Consider the following 15,640-nt stretch of genomic DNA (forward strand, 5'->3'; position numbering starts at 1 on the left):
CCCCGCATGGGGTGGAAATGGCGGCGACCCCCGCCGGGCGGTCAGTTCTCGGCGTGCTGCTGCTTGCTGGGGGAGCCGGTCAGGCTGCCCGCATGTGCCTTCAGCGACGGATCGCGGCTGGATTTGATCAGGCTGGCGACCGTCGTGATGATCAGGATGCCGATGATGACGCCGAGCGAGACGGGTGTCGACACCTCGGGAACGGCGTCGCTGATGTCCTTGTGGGCCCAGTGCAGCACCAGCTTGACGCCGATGAAGGCGAGGATCAGCGACAGGCCCGTGGAGAGGTACACGAGGCGGTCGAGCAGGCCCTTGACCAGGAAGAACAGGGCGCGCAGGCCGAGCAGGGCGAAGGCGTTGGCGACGAAGACGATGTACGCCGACTCGGTCACGCCGAACACCGCGGGAATCGAGTCGAGGGCGAACAGCAGGTCGGTGCCGCCGATCGCCAGCAGAACCAGGAACAACGGCGTGACCATGCGTTTGCCGTCGATCCGGGTGACCATCTTGCCGTCGATGTAGTCGTCGGTCACCGGCAGGAACCGGCGGCCGGCCTTCACCAGGGCGTTCTCGCCGACGTCGGGATCCTCGTCGCGGTGCCGGAAGAGCTGCACCGCGGTGTAGAGCAGGATCAGGCCGAAGATCAGGAACATGAACGAGAACGCGCTGAGCAGGGCGGCGCCGAGCGCGATGAAGATCACCCGGAGGACCAGCGCGATGATGATGCCGAAGGTGAGCACCTCTTGCTGGTATTTCTCGGGCACCGCGAAGGTGGTCATGATGATGACGAAGACGAAGAGATTGTCGACCGACAGGCTCTTCTCGACGATGTAACCGGCGAAGTACTCAGTACCGTGACCCCAGCCGTAGACACTCCCGAAGACGATGCCGAAGACGATGGCGACGGCGATGTAGAAGATCGACCAGCCGGCGGCCTCGCGGAAGCCGACGACGTGTGGACGGAGCACCCCGAGAGTCAAATCGAGGGCGAGCAGGGCGACGATGACACCGATGGTGACGATCCACCCGAGCGCGGAGACCTCAAGCATGCTTCACAGGATCTCCAAAGATTCTGCAAACATCCTGAGAAACGGCCTCATCCGACAAGGAATGAGCGCTTCGCGAGGCCCATCCAGAAGCCGTCGATCGGCTGCGCGGGCGCCTGATCCGGGTCCTCGGATGCACCGAGAGTGAGGAACATCGGCGCGAAATGTTCGATCGTCGGGTGCGCGTACGGCATGCCGGGCGCACGGTCGCGGAAGTCGGCGAGCTCGTCGACGGCGCCGCGGGTCAGGGCTTCGGCGGCCCACGCGTCGAACTCCCGGGACCAGCCGGGCGCGGCCGCGTCGGGGCGCCAGTCGCGCAGGAACGGCAGGCCGTGTGTGGTGAACCCGGACCCGATGACGAGCACCCCCTCGTCGCGCAGCGGGGCGAGCCGGCGGCCGAGGTCGAGCAGCGCGTCGGGTTCGAGGGTGGGCAGTGACATCTGCAGCACCGGGATGTCGGCGTCGGGGTACATGACGGTCAGCGGCACGTACGCACCGTGATCAAGTCCGCGGCCGGTCTGGGCGACGGTCTGGTGGTCGGGCATGAGTTTGCGCACCGACTCGGCGAGCTCGGGCGCGCCCGGCGCGCGGTACTGCACCTCGTAGTAGCGCTGGGCGAAGCCACCGAAGTCGTAGACCAGCGGAACGGTCTCGGTGGCGCCGAGCATCAGCGGCGCGGACTCCCAGTGCGCCGAGGCGACCAGGATCGCTTTCGGTCGTGGGAGGCCGGCGGCGAGCTCCTGGAGCTGCGCCACCCAGGTGGGGTCGTCGACCAGCGGCGGGGCGCCGTGGCTGAGGAAGAGGGCGGGCATCCGCATGGCAACCTCCGTTGAAGCTTCAACTAATTACCACCGAAGCGTACGCCGGTTTAGTTGACGCTGCAACTAAACCCGGTATTGACGCGGACGTGGCCACGTAATTACATCGAAACCAGGCCCGAACCCAGCGTCGCCGGTCCGTCACCGCTGGGTACCGAAGGCGAAGGGACCGCGCATGACCCCTCGAGGCGGCGATGCGCTCCGTCAACGTTGCCGGAGCGATCGCCGCCTCGCGGCAGGCGCCGGCCGATGACGGCCCGGGTCAACCCCCTCGTCCCGCGTGGCAGCTCCGCCGAACGGCCCTTCGACGTGGTGGTCACCCCGGAGAACGCCGGCTGGGACTACAGCGGGCTGCGCGTGGTGCACCTGCCGGTCGGCGGCCGGGTCCGGTTCCCCACCGGCTGCGACGAGATGCTGGTCCTGCCCCTGTCCGGCGGCTGCGATGTGGCCTGTGACGACGAACGGCTCACCCTGACCGGCCGGCGATCGGTCTTCTCCCGGGTCACCGATTTCGCCTACCTGCCCCGGCAGACCCAGGTCACCCTGCGCGCCCCGAACGGTGGACGTTTCGCGCTGCCTGCCGCCCGCGCCGAACGCACCCTGCCGTTCCGGTACGGGCCGGCCGAGGACGTGCCGGTCGAGCTGCGCGGCGCCGGGCAGGCCAGCCGGCAGGTGAACAACTTCTGCACCCCGGAGACGTTCGAGACCGACCGGCTGATCGCCTGCGAGGTGCTCACCCCCGGCGGCAACTGGTCGTCGTACCCGCCGCACAAACACGACGAGCAGGGCGACGGCGAGAGCAACCTGGAGGAGATCTACTACTTCGAGGTGGCTGCCTCCCCGGCGGGTGGCCACGGGTGCGGATTCCAGCGGGTGTACGGCCACCCGGACCGCCCGATCGACGTCTGCGCCGAGGTGCGCACCGGCGACGTCGTGCTGATCCCGTACGGCTGGCACGGCCCGTCGATGGCCGCGCCCGGCTACGACCTGTACTACCTGAACGTGATGGCCGGCCCCGGAGAACGGCGCTGGCTGGTCCGTGACGACCCGGCCCACGGCTGGGTGCGCGGACGCTGGGCCGCCGAGCGCGTCGACTCCCGGCTGCCACTTACCTCGATCCGCGAAAAGAGGCGAGCGTGAAACAGCGGCTCACCGTCGGTCAGGCGGTGGTGCGTTTCCTGGCCAGCCAGTGGACCGAGCGGGACGGCGTCGAGCAGCGGGCGGTGGCCGGCTTCCTCGGCATCTTCGGGCACGGCAACGTGGCCGGAATCGGTCAGGCGCTGTTGCAGGCACAGCGCACCGGAGCCCCCGACATGCCGTTCCGGCTGGCCCGTAACGAGCAGGCCATGGTGCACACGGCGGTCGGGTACACCCGGATGCGCAACCGGCTGTCGGCGATGGCGTGCACCGCCTCGATCGGTCCCGGCTCGACCAACATGCTCACCGGCGCGGCCCTGGCCACGATCAACCGGCTGCCGGTCCTGCTGCTGCCGTCCGACGTCTTCGCCTCCCGCGCCGCCAGCCCGGTCCTGCAGGAACTCGAGGACCCGCGGGCCGGCGACGTCTCGGTCAACGACGCCTTCCGCCCGCTGTCACGGTTCTTCGACCGGATCCAACGGCCCGAGCAGCTGCCACACGCCCTGCTCAGCGCGATGCGGGTGCTCACCGACCCGGTCGAGACCGGTGCGGTCACCCTCTGCTTACCCCAGGATCTTCAGACGGAGGCGTACGACTACCCGGACGAACTCTTCACCAAGAGGGTCTGGCACGTGCCCCGCCAAGCGCCCGATCCGCTGGCCGTGGAACGGGCCGCTGCCGTGATCCGTGGCGCGCAACGCCCGCTGATCATCGCCGGCGGGGGAGTGATCTACTCCGAGGCGTCGGCCGCTCTCGACCGGTTCGCCCGGGAGACGGGCATCCCGGTCGCCGACACCCAGGCCGGCAAGGGCGCCCTGAGCTGGGACCATCCGAACGCGGTGGGCGGGATCGGGGCGACCGGCAACCCGGTGGCCAACCGGCTGGCCCGCTACGCCGACGTGGTGATCGGGGTCGGCACCCGGTACAGCGACTTCACCACCGCCTCACGGACCGCGTTCCAGCGGCCCGACGTGCGGTTCGTCAACCTCAACGTGACCGGGTTCGACGCCGGGAAACTGTCCGCGCTGCCCCTGGTCGGTGACGCCCGCGCCGGACTTAACGCGCTGCTCCCGGCCCTGCACGGCCGCCGGTTCACGGGCGACTTCCGCGACGACGTGGCCGCCTGGCGGGCGGCCGTCGACCACGCCTGCCGGGGTCGCGGCGCTCCCGGCGAGCTGCCCACCCAGGCCGAGGTGATCGGAGTGGTGAACGAGGCCTGCGGCGCCCGCGACGTGGTCGTCCAGGCGGCCGGGAGCCTGCCCGGGGATCTCCAGCGGCTGTGGCGGGCCCGTGACCCGAAGCAGTACCACGTCGAATACGGCTACTCGTGCATGGGCTTCGAGATCGCCGGGGCCCTCGGGATCAAACTCGCCGAACCCGGCCGTGAGGTGTTCGCCCTGGTCGGCGACGGCTCCTACCTGATGATGGCGCAGGAGATCGTCACCGCGGTCGCCGAGGGCGTCAAACTCATCGTGATCATCGTGGAGAACCACGGGTTCGCGTCCATCGGCGGGCTCTCCGAGCAGGTCGGGTCGCAGCGGTTCGGCACCGAGTACCGGTACCGCAACCAGCGCAGCGGCGACTACGACGGCGCCCGCCTGCCGGTCGACCTGGCCGCCAACGCGGAAAGCCTGGGCGCCTCGGTGATCCGTTGCCGCGGCATCGCCGACCTGGTCGAGGGCATCAAACAGGCCCGCGAGGCGGAACGGCTGACCGTGCTGCACATCGAGACCGACCCGGCCCCGTCAGCGCCCGCCTCGGAATCCTGGTGGGAGGTGCCGGTCGCGGAGGTCGCCACCCTGCACAGCACCCGCGACGCTCGAGCCGAGTACCTGGCCGGAAAACGAGACCAGCGCCACCACCTGCGCCCCGGCGGACTCTGAACCGGAACCCGCACACCCAGAGCCAGCCCGCCGCATCACGCTGGTTCGCGTCGCATCACGCTGGGTCGCGTCGCGTCCCGCCACGCCGCTCGTGTCGCGTCCTGTTTCTGGTGCCGGCTCCCGCCCTCGCTTCGTGATCTTGCACGATTCTTCTGGATTCTTGCGATCTTGCACGATTGTTCGTGTTGGGGCGTGGTTTGGCTTGCAAGAACCACTTCGCGGCGGCGATCTTGCACGATCCTTCACGTCGGGATGTGGAGAAGGTTGCAAGATCTGCATGAGGGTGCAAACTCGTGCAAGATCGGCGGGCGGGGCGCGGCGAGTGCGGCGGGGCGCGGCGAGTGCGGCGGGGCGCGGCGAGTGCGGCGGGGCGCGGCGAGGCGCGGCGAGCGAGCGGGGCGGGGTGCCCCTGGATTGTTTTGTGTTGCTGACATTGGGGGCGCGACGACGCCTCTCTCGTGGCGGGAGAGCGGGTAGCCGTACCCAAGCGTGGGTTTGATCTTGGTTTTGGGGATGGAGGCCGTGAGAGGGCTCGCGGCCTCCATCGACCGCTTTCAGTTCGGTAGGACCAGGACCTGGCCTGGGAAGATTCGGTCCGGGTCGGTGATGATGTCGCGGTTGAGGTTGAAGATCTCGCGCCAGCGAGTCTCGTTGCCGAGCCGCTCCCGGGCGATCCGGGACAGCGAGTCGCCCGATTTGACGGTGTAGAGCTTCGGGATCGGGCCGACCGGCTGGTTCGGCGGCAGGAAGAGGACCTGGCCTGGGAAGATGCGGTTCGGGTTCTGGATGGTGGCCCGGTTCAGCACGAAGATCTGCGGCCAGCGGGCCTCGTCGCCCAGTTGCTCGCGGGCGATCTTGGCGAGGCTGTCGCCGCGCTGGACCGTGTAGGTGCGCGGCTTCTGGCCGCCCGGCAGGACGCCGGCCAGGCGCAACAGGTCGGCCAGTTCGAACGTGCCGGGCTTCTCCGACGGCAGGGTCGGTTTCCAGCCGGGCTGCTTGAGGATCGAGTCCTCGCTGCGCCGGACCAGGCCGACCAGCACCTCGGCGATGATCGTGCTGCCGACCGGGCCCAGGTGGGCGCCGTCGTGGAAGGCCTTCGCCTCGGCCAGCACGTAATACCAGAGCGGGGTCCGGGTCAGGAACTCGCTCTCGTCCAGCGCGGCCCGCTGGGCGTCGCTGCCCGCCGCCTGCCGGATCTGGTCCTTGCTGAGCACCGGCACGCCGAGCAGGTCGGCGACCGCCTGGCCGGTCGGCAGCCGCAACCGGTAGCCGCGCAGCAGGTTGCGCACCGCGAGCCGGCCCGCGTCAGCCGGCGCCTCCGGTTCGCCGGTGGTCTTCTTCAGGCGGAACAGCGCGCCACCGCCCAGTGCGGCCAGCTGCGTGTCGATCTTGCGGGTCTTCATCACGGCGTCGCCCGAGCCGACGATGTTCTCCCACTCGATGATCCAGTTCTCCGGCAGGTTGTCGGCCGCCTCCAGACCGAGCTCCTCACCGAGCTGGCCGCTCAGCGCGGTGAACACGAACAGCAGATCCAGGCTTCCCGGCGGTCGCGTGTTCGTCCGGAAGTTCGAGTTGAAGTTGTAAAGACTACGAACCATCGAATGCCCGAAACGGTACGCCGCGACGGCGAACTCGATCGGCATGAAGAACGGCTCGGCGTGCGGGTTGAACCATTTGTTCCCGTGTACGACCACGTCGTCGACGATCTTCTTGTCGGCGACCTTCTTGAGGAAGTCCTGTACCACGATGTGCTGATAATGCTGGCGCAGCACCCGCCGGGCGTCACGGAACGAAAGCCCCTGGTCGATCAATTTGTTGTGCGCCTTCAGGAATGCCACGTGCAACTGCGAGATGATCGTGTTCTCGTCGTTGCGCGGGTCGCCGATCAGTGCCGCCCGGTCGAACTTCGGGTCGGCGTTGCGCGGCTCGCGGGGCAGGTCGTTGTCGTCGCCCTTGCCCTTGGGGCGGGCCAGCGGCGGCGGGTTCGGGTTCGGCGGGTTCTGGAGCGTGATCTTGTGGACGTCGCCGACCAGCATGCGGTCATTGTTGTCCGGGTCGCGTGGGGCCGGCGCGCCGTAGAGGCTGTCCAGGTCCAGCTGGGCGGTCCGCTGGTTGCGCAGCACCCTGCGGATCTGCTCCGGTGACAGCGGCGTCATCCCGGGGTCCAGCAGCACCGCCATGCTGCCGGAGCCGAGGCCGGCCGAGGCGTCGTCGATCTCCAGCGTGATGTCGTGATCGATGAACTGGCCGAGATAGGTGTAGGCGGCCGGGATCGGGCTGTCGTCGGGCCGGCTGTCGTCGTCGGTCATCGCCTGGCCCAGCCGCTTCAGCTTGGCCGGGGTGTCCGGTAACCGTGGCAGCAGGTTCGCCTCGTCCTCCTGCAACGTCGGGAAGAGCAGGTCGAAGGGATGGGTGGCGACCGGCGGCGCGAGGGCGAACGCCAGTGGTGACCGGGCGGCGAATTCGGCGAGTTCCCGTTTTGCCCGGTCGATGTCTTCATCGGAGATCGAGCGGCCGTGTCCGAGACGAGGCATGGTGATTACCTGCGCTTTCGCTAGCCTGATATCGGCGCATTTCGCACATGATGGATCGCCAAACGGCCGAATCATTCGGTGTCTCTCTCAGCGGCAACCCTAGGCATCGGCCGCGCACGGCACGGACAACTGCTTGACACCTGGCGGCGCTGTTGTTGGCAAATGGTGCCAACAAAAACATGTATCAGGCGATCCCCCGGGCGGGGGGGTCAGTGCACGCGCAATCCGTCGAACGCAAGATCGGAAATGGTGTCGGCAATGGTTTCCGGGGCGCCGCGTTCCGGTTTGTACCACTCGATCAGTGAATTCACCATGCCGAAGATCAGCCGGGCCGCGGTCGCCGGGTCCACGTCGGCCCGCACACCGCCCTCGGCCTGCGCCTGTTTCATCAGATCGGTGACGATCCGGTCGAACGCCCGCCGGCGGGCCACGGCCTGCTGCTCGGCCGCCGTGTTGCCGTGCACCCGCAGCAGCAGGGTGACGAACTCCAGCCGCTCGGCCAGCACCAGGACGCTGCGCCTGATCAGGCGCCTCAACCGGACGGTCGCCGGGTCCGGACTCTCGACGGCCTCCCGCGCGGCCTCCTCGAGCGCGCCGAGCGCCCGGTCCACCGCCATCGTCAGCAGCTGCTCCTTGCTGGTGACGTGGTGGTAGAGCGTCGACTTGGTGATCCCGAGCGACTCGGCGATGTCGAACATGCTCGTCGCGTCGTAGCCGTGCGCGTTGAACAGCCGGACGGCGGCGGTCAGCACCGCGCTCTGATCATGGCCGGGGCGGCCCCGGCGGCGGCTGTTCTCCATCGGCAGAATCTAGCCCCTTGATTTACCGACCGATCGGGCGGTTAATGGAGGGCATGACGAGTCCCGCTGAGCTCTACCAGACCCATCGCGAGTTGCTGGACCGCGCGATCTCGGCGGCCGCGGCACGTGACTACTGGTCGGCGTTCCCCGAGTCACCCAGCAAGAAGGTCTACGGCGAGGAGGCCGCGCCGGCCGGTGACCGGGCCTTCACGGCGCTGCTCGGCAAGCCGTTCCCGGTCGACGTGCCGGGCGCCGTCGGCGCGGTCGCCACCGAGCGTTCGCCCTACGGCATCGAGCTGGGCGTCAGCTATCCCAAGGCCGACCCGCTCGCGCTCGTCGCGGCCGCCCGCGCCGCCGTCCCCGCCTGGCGCGCCGCCGGGCCCACCGGCCGGGCCGGAGTCGCCGCCGAGATCCTCACCCGCCTGCACGCCCGGGTCTTCGAGCTGGCCCACGCCGTCCAGCACACCACAGGCCAGGCCTTCGTGATGGCGTTCCAGGCAGGTGGCACCCACGCGCTCGACCGCGGCCTGGAGGCGGTCGCCTGCGCGCTGTCGGCCACCACCCGCCTGCCCGCCGGCTCCTCCTGGACCAAGGGCGACCTCGCGATGACGAAGACCGCGACGGTCGTCGGCCGCGGCGTCGGCCTGGTCATCGGGTGCACCACGTTCCCCACGTGGAACGGCTTCCCCGGCCTGTTCGCCAGCCTCGTCACCGGCAACCCGGTGATCGTCAAACCCCACCCGGGCGCGGTGCTCCCGCTCGCCATCACCGTGCAGGTGTGCCGTGCGGTCCTCACCGAGGCCGGGCTCAACCCCGACGTGGTGACCCTCGCCGCCGAGGAGCCCGGCGACCACATCGCCGGCACCCTGGCCACCCACCCCGACGTGCGGATCGTCGACTTCACCGGCTCCAGCGAGTTCGGCGACTGGCTGGAGGCCAACGCCCGCCAGGCAGTCGTCTACACCGAGAAATCGGGGCTCAACACCGTCGTCGTCGACTCCACCGACGACTACCAGGGGCTGCTGCGCAACCTGGCCTTCTCGCTGTCGCTGTACAGCGGTCAGATGTGCACCACCCCGCAGAACATCCTGGTCCCACGCGACGGCATCGAGACCGACGCCGGGCACCGTGACGCCGCTGAGTTCGGGGCCGACCTGTCGGCCGCGCTCGGCAAGCTGCTCGGCGACCCGCGGCGGGCCGCCGGCACGCTCGGCGCGATCGTCAACGACGGGGTGCTCGGGCGGCTGGAGGAGGCCGCGTCCGGGCCCGGGGTGCTGCACCCGTCGGCGGCCGTCAGTGACGAGCAGTTCCCCGGGGCCGTCATCCGCACTCCGGTGGTGGTGCGGCTCGACGCCGCCGACGAGAAGGTCTACACGCGGGAGTGCTTCGGCCCGGTGTCGTACCTGATCACCACCGACTCCACCGAGCACAGCCTCGCCCTGTTCGTCGAGACCGTCCGGGCGCACGGGGCGTTGTCGGCGCTCGTCCACTCCACCTCGCCCGAGGTCATCGACGCGGCTCGGGAGGCCGCGCTCGACGCCGGGGTGCACCTGTCGGAAAACCTGACCGGGGGAGTGTTCGTCAACCAGACCGCGGCCTTCAGCGACCTGCACGGCACCGGGGCCAACCCGGCGGCGACCGCTTCGCTGACCGATGACTGGTTCGTGGCCGGGCGCTTCCACACCCTCCAGTCCCGCCGGCACGTGGCCGCCTCATGACCGCTGCTTCCGCGTCTGGCTCGTCGTCGGTTCCGGCCGTGCCTTCGGTGTCTGGCTCGTTGTCGGTTTCGGCCGTGCCTTCGGTGTCTGGCTCGTCGGCGGCTTCGGCCGTGCCTTCCGGGTCCGGCTCTTCCTTGTCTGGCTCGTCCGTGCCGGCCTCTTCGGCTGTGCCTTCCGCGCCCGCCTCTTCCGCGTCGGACTCCGCCATTGCCGGTATGTCGGCTTTTGCCGAATTTGAGGCGGCGATCGCCCGGGATCAGCGGATCGAGCCGGCCGATGAGATGCCGGAGGGGTATCGGAAGACGATGATCCGGCAGATCGCGCAGCATGCGCACTCCGAGATCATCGGCATGCAGCCGGAGGGGGACTGGATCACCCGGGCGCCCACGCTGCGCCGCAAGGCGATCCTGCTCGCCAAGGTGCAGGACGAGGCCGGGCACGGGCTGTACCTCTACTCGGCGGCCGAGACCCTCGGCGCCGACCGTGGCGACCTCACCCGGCGGCTCATCGAGGGCCGGCAGAAATACTCGTCGATCTTCAACTATCCGACCCGGTCGTTCGCCGACGTCGGCGTGATCGGCTGGCTCGTCGACGGTGCCGCCATCTGCAACCAGGTCCCGCTCTGCCGCAGCTCCTACGGGCCCTACGCGCGGGCGATGATCCGGATCTGCAAGGAGGAGTCGTTCCACCAGCGGCAGGGCTACGAGCTGCTGATGACCATGATGCGCGGCACGGCCGAGCAGCAGGCCATGGTGCAGGACGCCGTCGACCGCTGGTGGTGGCCGTCGCTGATGATGTTCGGGCCGCCCGACGCCGAGTCACCCAACACGGCCCAGTCGATGGCCTGGAAGATCAAACGGCACACCAACGACGAGCTGCGGCAACGGTTCGTCGACATGTCGGTGCCGCAGGCCGCCGCGCTCGGTGTCACCCTTCCCGACCCCGACCTGCGGTGGAACGCCGATCGCGGCCACCACGACTTCGGGCAGCCCGACTGGGCCGAGCTGAAACGGGTCATCACCGGCGGCGGCCCGATGAACGAGGAGCGCATCAGGCGCCGGCGCGAGGCCGACTCGGACGGTGCCTGGGTGCGCGAGGCAGCCGCGGCACACGCGGCGAAAGGGACGTCATGACCAGTCACGAGTGGCCGCTGTTCGAGGTGTTCGTGCGGGCCAAGCGCGGCCTCAACCACGTGCACGTCGGGTCGCTGCGGGCGGCCGACCACGAGATGGCGCTGCACCACGCGCGTGACCTCTACACCAGGCGCAACGAGGGCGTCAGCATCTGGGTGGTCAGGTCCGACGCGGTCGTGGCCAGCGACCCGGCCGCCAAGGAGTCGTTCTTCGAACCCAGCGGCGACAAGGTGTACCGGCATCCCACGCACTACGCGATCCCCGACTCCGTACCGCACATCTGAGGAGCCGGCCATGGCCTTCGACGACGCCTACGACGCGCTCACCGATCATGAGGACGATGCCCGCTGGGCGTACGGGACCGGGTTCAGCGACCCGCTCGCCGGGGTGGCCGCCGACCTGCCGGACGGGGTGGACCGGGCCGACCTCGCCGCGTACTGCCTGATGCTCGGCGACGACGCACTGATCCTGTCGCACCGGTTGCAGCAGTGGGTCACCCGCGCTCCCGAACTCGAGGACGAGCTGGCTCTCGCCAACATCGGCCTGGACCTGCTCGGGCAGGCTCGGCTGCTGCTCACCCGGGCCGGGGTGGCCGAGGACCGGGCCCGTGACGAGGACGAGCTCGCCATGCGCCGGGCCCCGGCGGAGTTCCGCAACGTGCGGCTGGCCGAGCGTTCCGACGACGACTTCGCGCACCTGGTGGCGCGGCTCTGTGCCTTCTCGGTGTGGCGGCTCGAGCTGTTGCAGCGGCTCAGCGGGTCGAGGGATCCGATGCTGGCGGCCATCGCGGCCAAAGGCGTCAAGGAGGTGACCTACCACCGGGACTACGCGGCCCAGTGGGTGGTCCGGCTCGGCGACGGGACCGAGCTGTCCCATCAGCGGATGGTGGCGGCGGTCGATGCTCTGACGCCGTTGCTCGGGGAGCTGTTCGAGCCGCATCCGGTGGAGAGCCGGCTCGCCGCGGCGGGTGTCGCCGTGGATCCGGGTGGGTTGCGGGCCGCGTTCGACGAGGTCTGGGCGTATGTGCTGACCACCGCGACCCTCGGGGCGGCTGCGACGCCCGTCCCCGCCCCGTCTCACGAGCCCGCCGCCGCAGTCTCCTCCGCGCCGGCTTCGTCCGCGCCGGCTTCGTCCGGGCCGGGCTCGTCCGCGCCGGGTTCCTCCGCGCTGGTCTTCTCCTCGCCGGGCTCGTCCGTTTTTGCGGGTGGGCGGGACGGGGTTCACGGGCCTGAGCTGGGGGAGATCCTCGACGAGATGCAGGGGCTGGCGCGGTCGGTTTCCGGGGGTGCGTGGTGATGGCGACGGCGGCGGACGTCGTCGCTGAGGTCGTCGACCCGGAGCTGCCGATGCTTACGCTCGCCGAGCTGGGGATCGTGCGGGATGTCCGGGAGGACGACGACGGCGTTCTGGTGACGATCACACCGACCTACTCGGGGTGCCCGGCCATGGAGACGATCCGGGCCGACATCCGGGTGGCGCTGCGGCGGGCCGGTTTCGGGCGGGCCGAGGTGCGTACCGTGCTGGCGCCCGCCTGGACCACCGACTGGATCAGCGAGACCGGCCGGCGCAAACTCGCCGCAGCCGGGATCGCGCCGCCCGGAGCGGCTCCCGGTCGTGTGGTCGGGCCGATCCCGCTCACTCTCGGTGTGCGCGCCGAGGTCGCCTGCCCCCGTTGCGGGCAGCCGTCGACCGAGGTGCTCGCGGCGTTCGGCGCTACCGCCTGCCGTGAGCTGCGGCGATGCCCCGCCTGCCGGGAACCGTTCGAACATGTGCGGGAGATCTGACATGCCATTCCACCCGCTTCGGGTCGCCGCGATCGACAGGCTGTGCGCCGACGCGGTCGCTGTGACGTTCGAGGTTCCGGCTTCGTTGTCGGCCGTGTTCCGGTTCGGTCCGGGTCAGTCGCTCACCGTGCACCGTGACGGCGAACGGCGTACCTATTCGATCTGCGCTCCTGCCGGGTCCGCGCCGCGGATCGGTGTGCGGGAGGTGCCGGGTGGCCTGATCTCCCGGTGGATCGTGCATGATCTTCGGCCGGGTGATCTGGTGGAGGTCGCGCCGCCGTCCGGGACGTTCACCCCGGACCTGGCCGCCGGGGGCCACCATGTGCTGATCGCGGCCGGGTCGGGGATCACGCCGGTGCTGTCGATCGCCGCCTCCCTGCTCAGGGGGGTTCCGGCCGGTCCATCGCGGGCGGCCGGATGGCTGGATCGGGTGGCACCGAATCTGCGGTCTCCTGCGCTGCGGTCGCCGGTGCCGGCCGGGCTTGCCGGGACGCTTGCTGCTGGATTTGCTGGGACGCCTTCGGCACCGTCTGCCGCTGGGCTTGCTGGGACGCCTTCGGCACCGTCTGCTGCTGGGCTTGCCGGATCGGGTTCGGCTTCGCCTGCTGCTGGGCTTGCCGGGTCGGGTTCGGCCTTGTCGGCGGCGTCGGCTGAGGCTCGGGTCACGCTTTTCTACGGCAACCGGCGGGCTGACACCGTCATGTTCGCCGAGGAACTGGCCGACCTGAAGGACAGGTATCCGGACCGGCTTGAACTCGTGCACGTGTTGTCCCGGGAGGCGCGGGAGTCCGAGCTGTTCAGTGGACGTCTCGACGCCGCGCGGCTGCGGGAGTTGCTGCCGCTGATGACCGATGTGCCGGCGGTCGGCCACTGGTGGCTGTGCGGGCCGTTCGGGATGGTCACCGATGCCACCGCGGTTCTCGGTGAGCTCGGGGTGCCGGCTGGGCGGGTGCATCGGGAGCTCTTCTGGGTGGATGAGGCGCCACCGCCTCCGGTTCGGCCGGAAGAGCTCGCGGACGGGCCGATCTGCGAGGTCACCGTTGTGCTGGATGGGCGCAAGACGACCGTACCGATGCCGGAGGGTGTGACGCTGCTCGACGGAGCGCAGAAGTCGCGGCCGGATCTGCCGTTCGCCTGCAAGGGCGGGGTTTGCGGCACGTGCCGGGCGCGGGTCACCGATGGCGCGGTGACGATGCGGCGGAACTTCGCGCTGGAGGAGGCCGAGGTCGAGGCCGGGTTCGTGCTGACCTGCCAGTCCCTTCCGGCGTCGCCGAAGGTGGTGGTCGATTTCGATCAGTGAGCCGCTCTGAAAACGCGTATCGGTCCGGGTCGGTGCGGTGCACAATCGACCGGATGCGGATCAGGCGAGCACGGTTCGGTGACCTTCCGGCGCTGCGGGAGATCGAGCGGGCCGCGGGGGTGCTGTTCCGGGAGATCGGCATGCCGGAGATCGCCGAGGACGAGCCGTTCTCGATCGAGGTGCTCTTCGGCTATGTGACCGCGGGCCGGGCCTGGGTCGCCGTCGAACCGGTCGTCGACCCGGCAGCGGACCGGGAGGATGCCACCACGGTCGGAGTTGATGCCGCCACGATCGGCGTAGATGCGGTGCCGGTCGGCGTTGGTGCGGTGCCGGTCGGTGTTGGTGCGGTGCCGGTCGGTGTTGGTGCCGTGCCGGCCGGTTATCTCCTCGCGGACCTTGTGGATGGGAACGTCCATGTCGAGCAGGTGTCGGTTCATCCGCGGTTCTCGCGGCGAGGTGTCGGGCGGCTGCTGATCGATCGGGCCATGGAGTACGCGGCCGGTGTCGGCGCGCCGGCGCTCACCCTGACCACCTTCGCCGAGGTGGTGTGGAACGCGCCCTATTACCGGCGTTGCGGGTTCGAAGTGATGGACGACGCGATGATCATGCCGGGGCTTCGGGCCGTGCGGGAGCACGAGGCGGCGGCGGGGCTCGATCGCTGGCCCCGGGTCTGTATGCGGAAGCTGGTCGAGGCGCGTTCCAGGCAGACGCTCTCTTCCGGGTGAAATGCCCGAAACCAGCGGCGATTTGCGGATTTGTGGGCATGAGTTGTCGCCAGGATGGGCCGGAGAATGCAGCCGGCACCGGGAGAAGCGATGAAGAAGTCCCTGACCATTCGCGTCATCAGCGGCGTCCTCGTCGCTTCGACCCTGCTCGTCGTGCCGGCCACCGCAATGGCCGCGGTCCGCGAACTGAACCGCCCGACGGACGCTGCGGCGGCCGCGGAGAACGGCGGCAGCGCGGCGGCCGTGGAGAATAGCGCCAGCGCGGCGGCCGCGGAGAACGGCGGCAGCGCGGCGGCTCGGGCCGAGGATGCCGGATATGGCGGCGGGACTGCGCGCCCACCGGCGGAATCAGATGCCGGCAAGGTGAAGCCCCGGGTCGTCGGCAACCTGCCGTTCCGGCTCGGCGTCCCGGGAGTCGCGGCGTCCGGGGTCTACACCGGAAACCTGCAGGTCGCGGTCACCCTCAAGGTCACCGGGCGGGCGCCGTGCGGCATCCTCCAGCTGACCCGCAACGGCCCCGCCGACGGCATCGAGTGGCACACCGTCGGGGCGTTGTGCAGCCCGGGGACGGCGACGTTCCGTACCCAGGTCAATCGCCTGTGGGGAAGCCGGGCCCTGCCGTCGATCCGGCTCTGCAACGGCGACAGCCTCGGCTTGGCCGAGGGCGTCGACTGCGACAAGTTCACCCCACCGAGCGGCGCCTGAGAAACCCGCCCGCGGCGCCTGAGAAACCCGCCCGCGGCGCCTGAAAAACCGCCCGCG

The 15,640-nt window shown here is 69.8% G+C and carries 14 protein-coding genes; 10 read left to right on the forward strand and 4 right to left on the reverse strand.

Going from position 1 to position 15,640, the window contains the following annotated elements; translation table 11 throughout:
• Positions 1 to 41 precede the first annotated feature (41 nt).
• Positions 42 to 1,049 (reverse strand): TerC/Alx family metal homeostasis membrane protein, encoded by a 1,008-nt coding sequence (locus AB0E94_RS26755; RefSeq protein ID WP_360331033.1) that lies wholly within the window; start codon positions 1,047 to 1,049, stop codon positions 42 to 44.
• A gap of 47 nt (positions 1,050 to 1,096) precedes the next feature.
• On the reverse strand, positions 1,097 to 1,864 hold the full coding sequence (locus tag AB0E94_RS26760; protein WP_360331036.1) for a class III extradiol ring-cleavage dioxygenase: 768 nt from the start codon (positions 1,862 to 1,864) through the stop codon (positions 1,097 to 1,099).
• A gap of 249 nt (positions 1,865 to 2,113) precedes the next feature.
• On the opposite strand from AB0E94_RS26760, the gene iolB reads away from it, so the two are divergent.
• Positions 2,114 to 3,004 (forward strand): 5-deoxy-glucuronate isomerase, encoded by an 891-nt coding sequence (gene iolB, locus AB0E94_RS26765; protein ID WP_360331038.1) that lies wholly within the window; start codon positions 2,114 to 2,116, stop codon positions 3,002 to 3,004.
• Positions 3,001 to 4,884, forward strand: coding sequence for a 3D-(3,5/4)-trihydroxycyclohexane-1,2-dione acylhydrolase (decyclizing) (gene iolD, locus AB0E94_RS26770; RefSeq protein ID WP_360331041.1), 1,884 nt, complete (start codon positions 3,001 to 3,003; stop codon positions 4,882 to 4,884). The genes iolB and iolD overlap by 4 nt, the downstream gene beginning before the upstream one ends.
• A gap of 554 nt (positions 4,885 to 5,438) precedes the next feature.
• Here iolD and AB0E94_RS26775 read toward each other — a convergent pair.
• Positions 5,439 to 7,418, reverse strand: coding sequence for a LysM peptidoglycan-binding domain-containing protein (locus tag AB0E94_RS26775; RefSeq protein WP_360331044.1), 1,980 nt, complete (start codon positions 7,416 to 7,418; stop codon positions 5,439 to 5,441).
• A gap of 209 nt (positions 7,419 to 7,627) precedes the next feature.
• Positions 7,628 to 8,218, reverse strand: coding sequence for a TetR/AcrR family transcriptional regulator (locus AB0E94_RS26780; protein ID WP_360331046.1), 591 nt, complete (start codon positions 8,216 to 8,218; stop codon positions 7,628 to 7,630).
• 53 nt (positions 8,219 to 8,271) lie between these two features.
• Between AB0E94_RS26780 and paaN the strand changes: the two genes are divergently transcribed.
• From paaN to AB0E94_RS26820, 8 genes are all read left to right on the forward strand, one after another.
• Entirely contained in the window at positions 8,272 to 9,936 is a 1,665-nt protein-coding gene (gene paaN, locus AB0E94_RS26785) for a phenylacetic acid degradation protein PaaN (RefSeq protein WP_360331049.1), read from the forward strand.
• 215 nt (positions 9,937 to 10,151) lie between these two features.
• Positions 10,152 to 11,069 (forward strand): 1,2-phenylacetyl-CoA epoxidase subunit PaaA, encoded by a 918-nt coding sequence (gene paaA, locus AB0E94_RS26790; RefSeq protein WP_360331052.1) that lies wholly within the window; start codon positions 10,152 to 10,154, stop codon positions 11,067 to 11,069.
• Positions 11,066 to 11,353: a 1,2-phenylacetyl-CoA epoxidase subunit PaaB gene (gene paaB / locus AB0E94_RS26795; RefSeq protein ID WP_360294260.1), complete on the forward strand. Its 288-nt coding sequence runs from the start codon at positions 11,066 to 11,068 to the stop codon at positions 11,351 to 11,353. The genes paaA and paaB overlap by 4 nt, the downstream gene beginning before the upstream one ends.
• Positions 11,354 to 11,363: 10 nt before the next feature.
• Positions 11,364 to 12,365, forward strand: coding sequence for a 1,2-phenylacetyl-CoA epoxidase subunit PaaC (gene paaC, locus AB0E94_RS26800; protein WP_360331054.1), 1,002 nt, complete (start codon positions 11,364 to 11,366; stop codon positions 12,363 to 12,365).
• Complete coding sequence (gene paaD / locus AB0E94_RS26805) at positions 12,365 to 12,853, forward strand: 1,2-phenylacetyl-CoA epoxidase subunit PaaD (RefSeq protein WP_360331057.1); 489 nt, start codon at positions 12,365 to 12,367, stop codon at positions 12,851 to 12,853. The genes paaC and paaD overlap by 1 nt, the downstream gene beginning before the upstream one ends.
• 1 nt (position 12,854) lies before the next feature.
• Positions 12,855 to 14,153: a 2Fe-2S iron-sulfur cluster-binding protein gene (locus tag AB0E94_RS26810; RefSeq protein WP_360331059.1), complete on the forward strand. Its 1,299-nt coding sequence runs from the start codon at positions 12,855 to 12,857 to the stop codon at positions 14,151 to 14,153.
• 140 nt (positions 14,154 to 14,293) lie between these two features.
• The gene (locus tag AB0E94_RS26815; protein WP_360331061.1) at positions 14,294 to 14,878 is read left to right on the forward strand and encodes a GNAT family N-acetyltransferase; all 585 of its coding nucleotides are present in this window, start codon (positions 14,294 to 14,296) and stop codon (positions 14,876 to 14,878) included.
• Positions 14,879 to 14,968: 90 nt separating this feature from the next.
• Entirely contained in the window at positions 14,969 to 15,583 is a 615-nt protein-coding gene (locus AB0E94_RS26820; protein WP_360331063.1) for a hypothetical protein, read from the forward strand.
• Positions 15,584 to 15,640: the final 57 nt, after the last annotated feature.

It is taken from the genome of Actinoplanes sp. NPDC026670 (assembly GCF_040638175.1).
Lineage (GTDB): Bacteria > Actinomycetota > Actinomycetes > Mycobacteriales > Micromonosporaceae > Actinoplanes.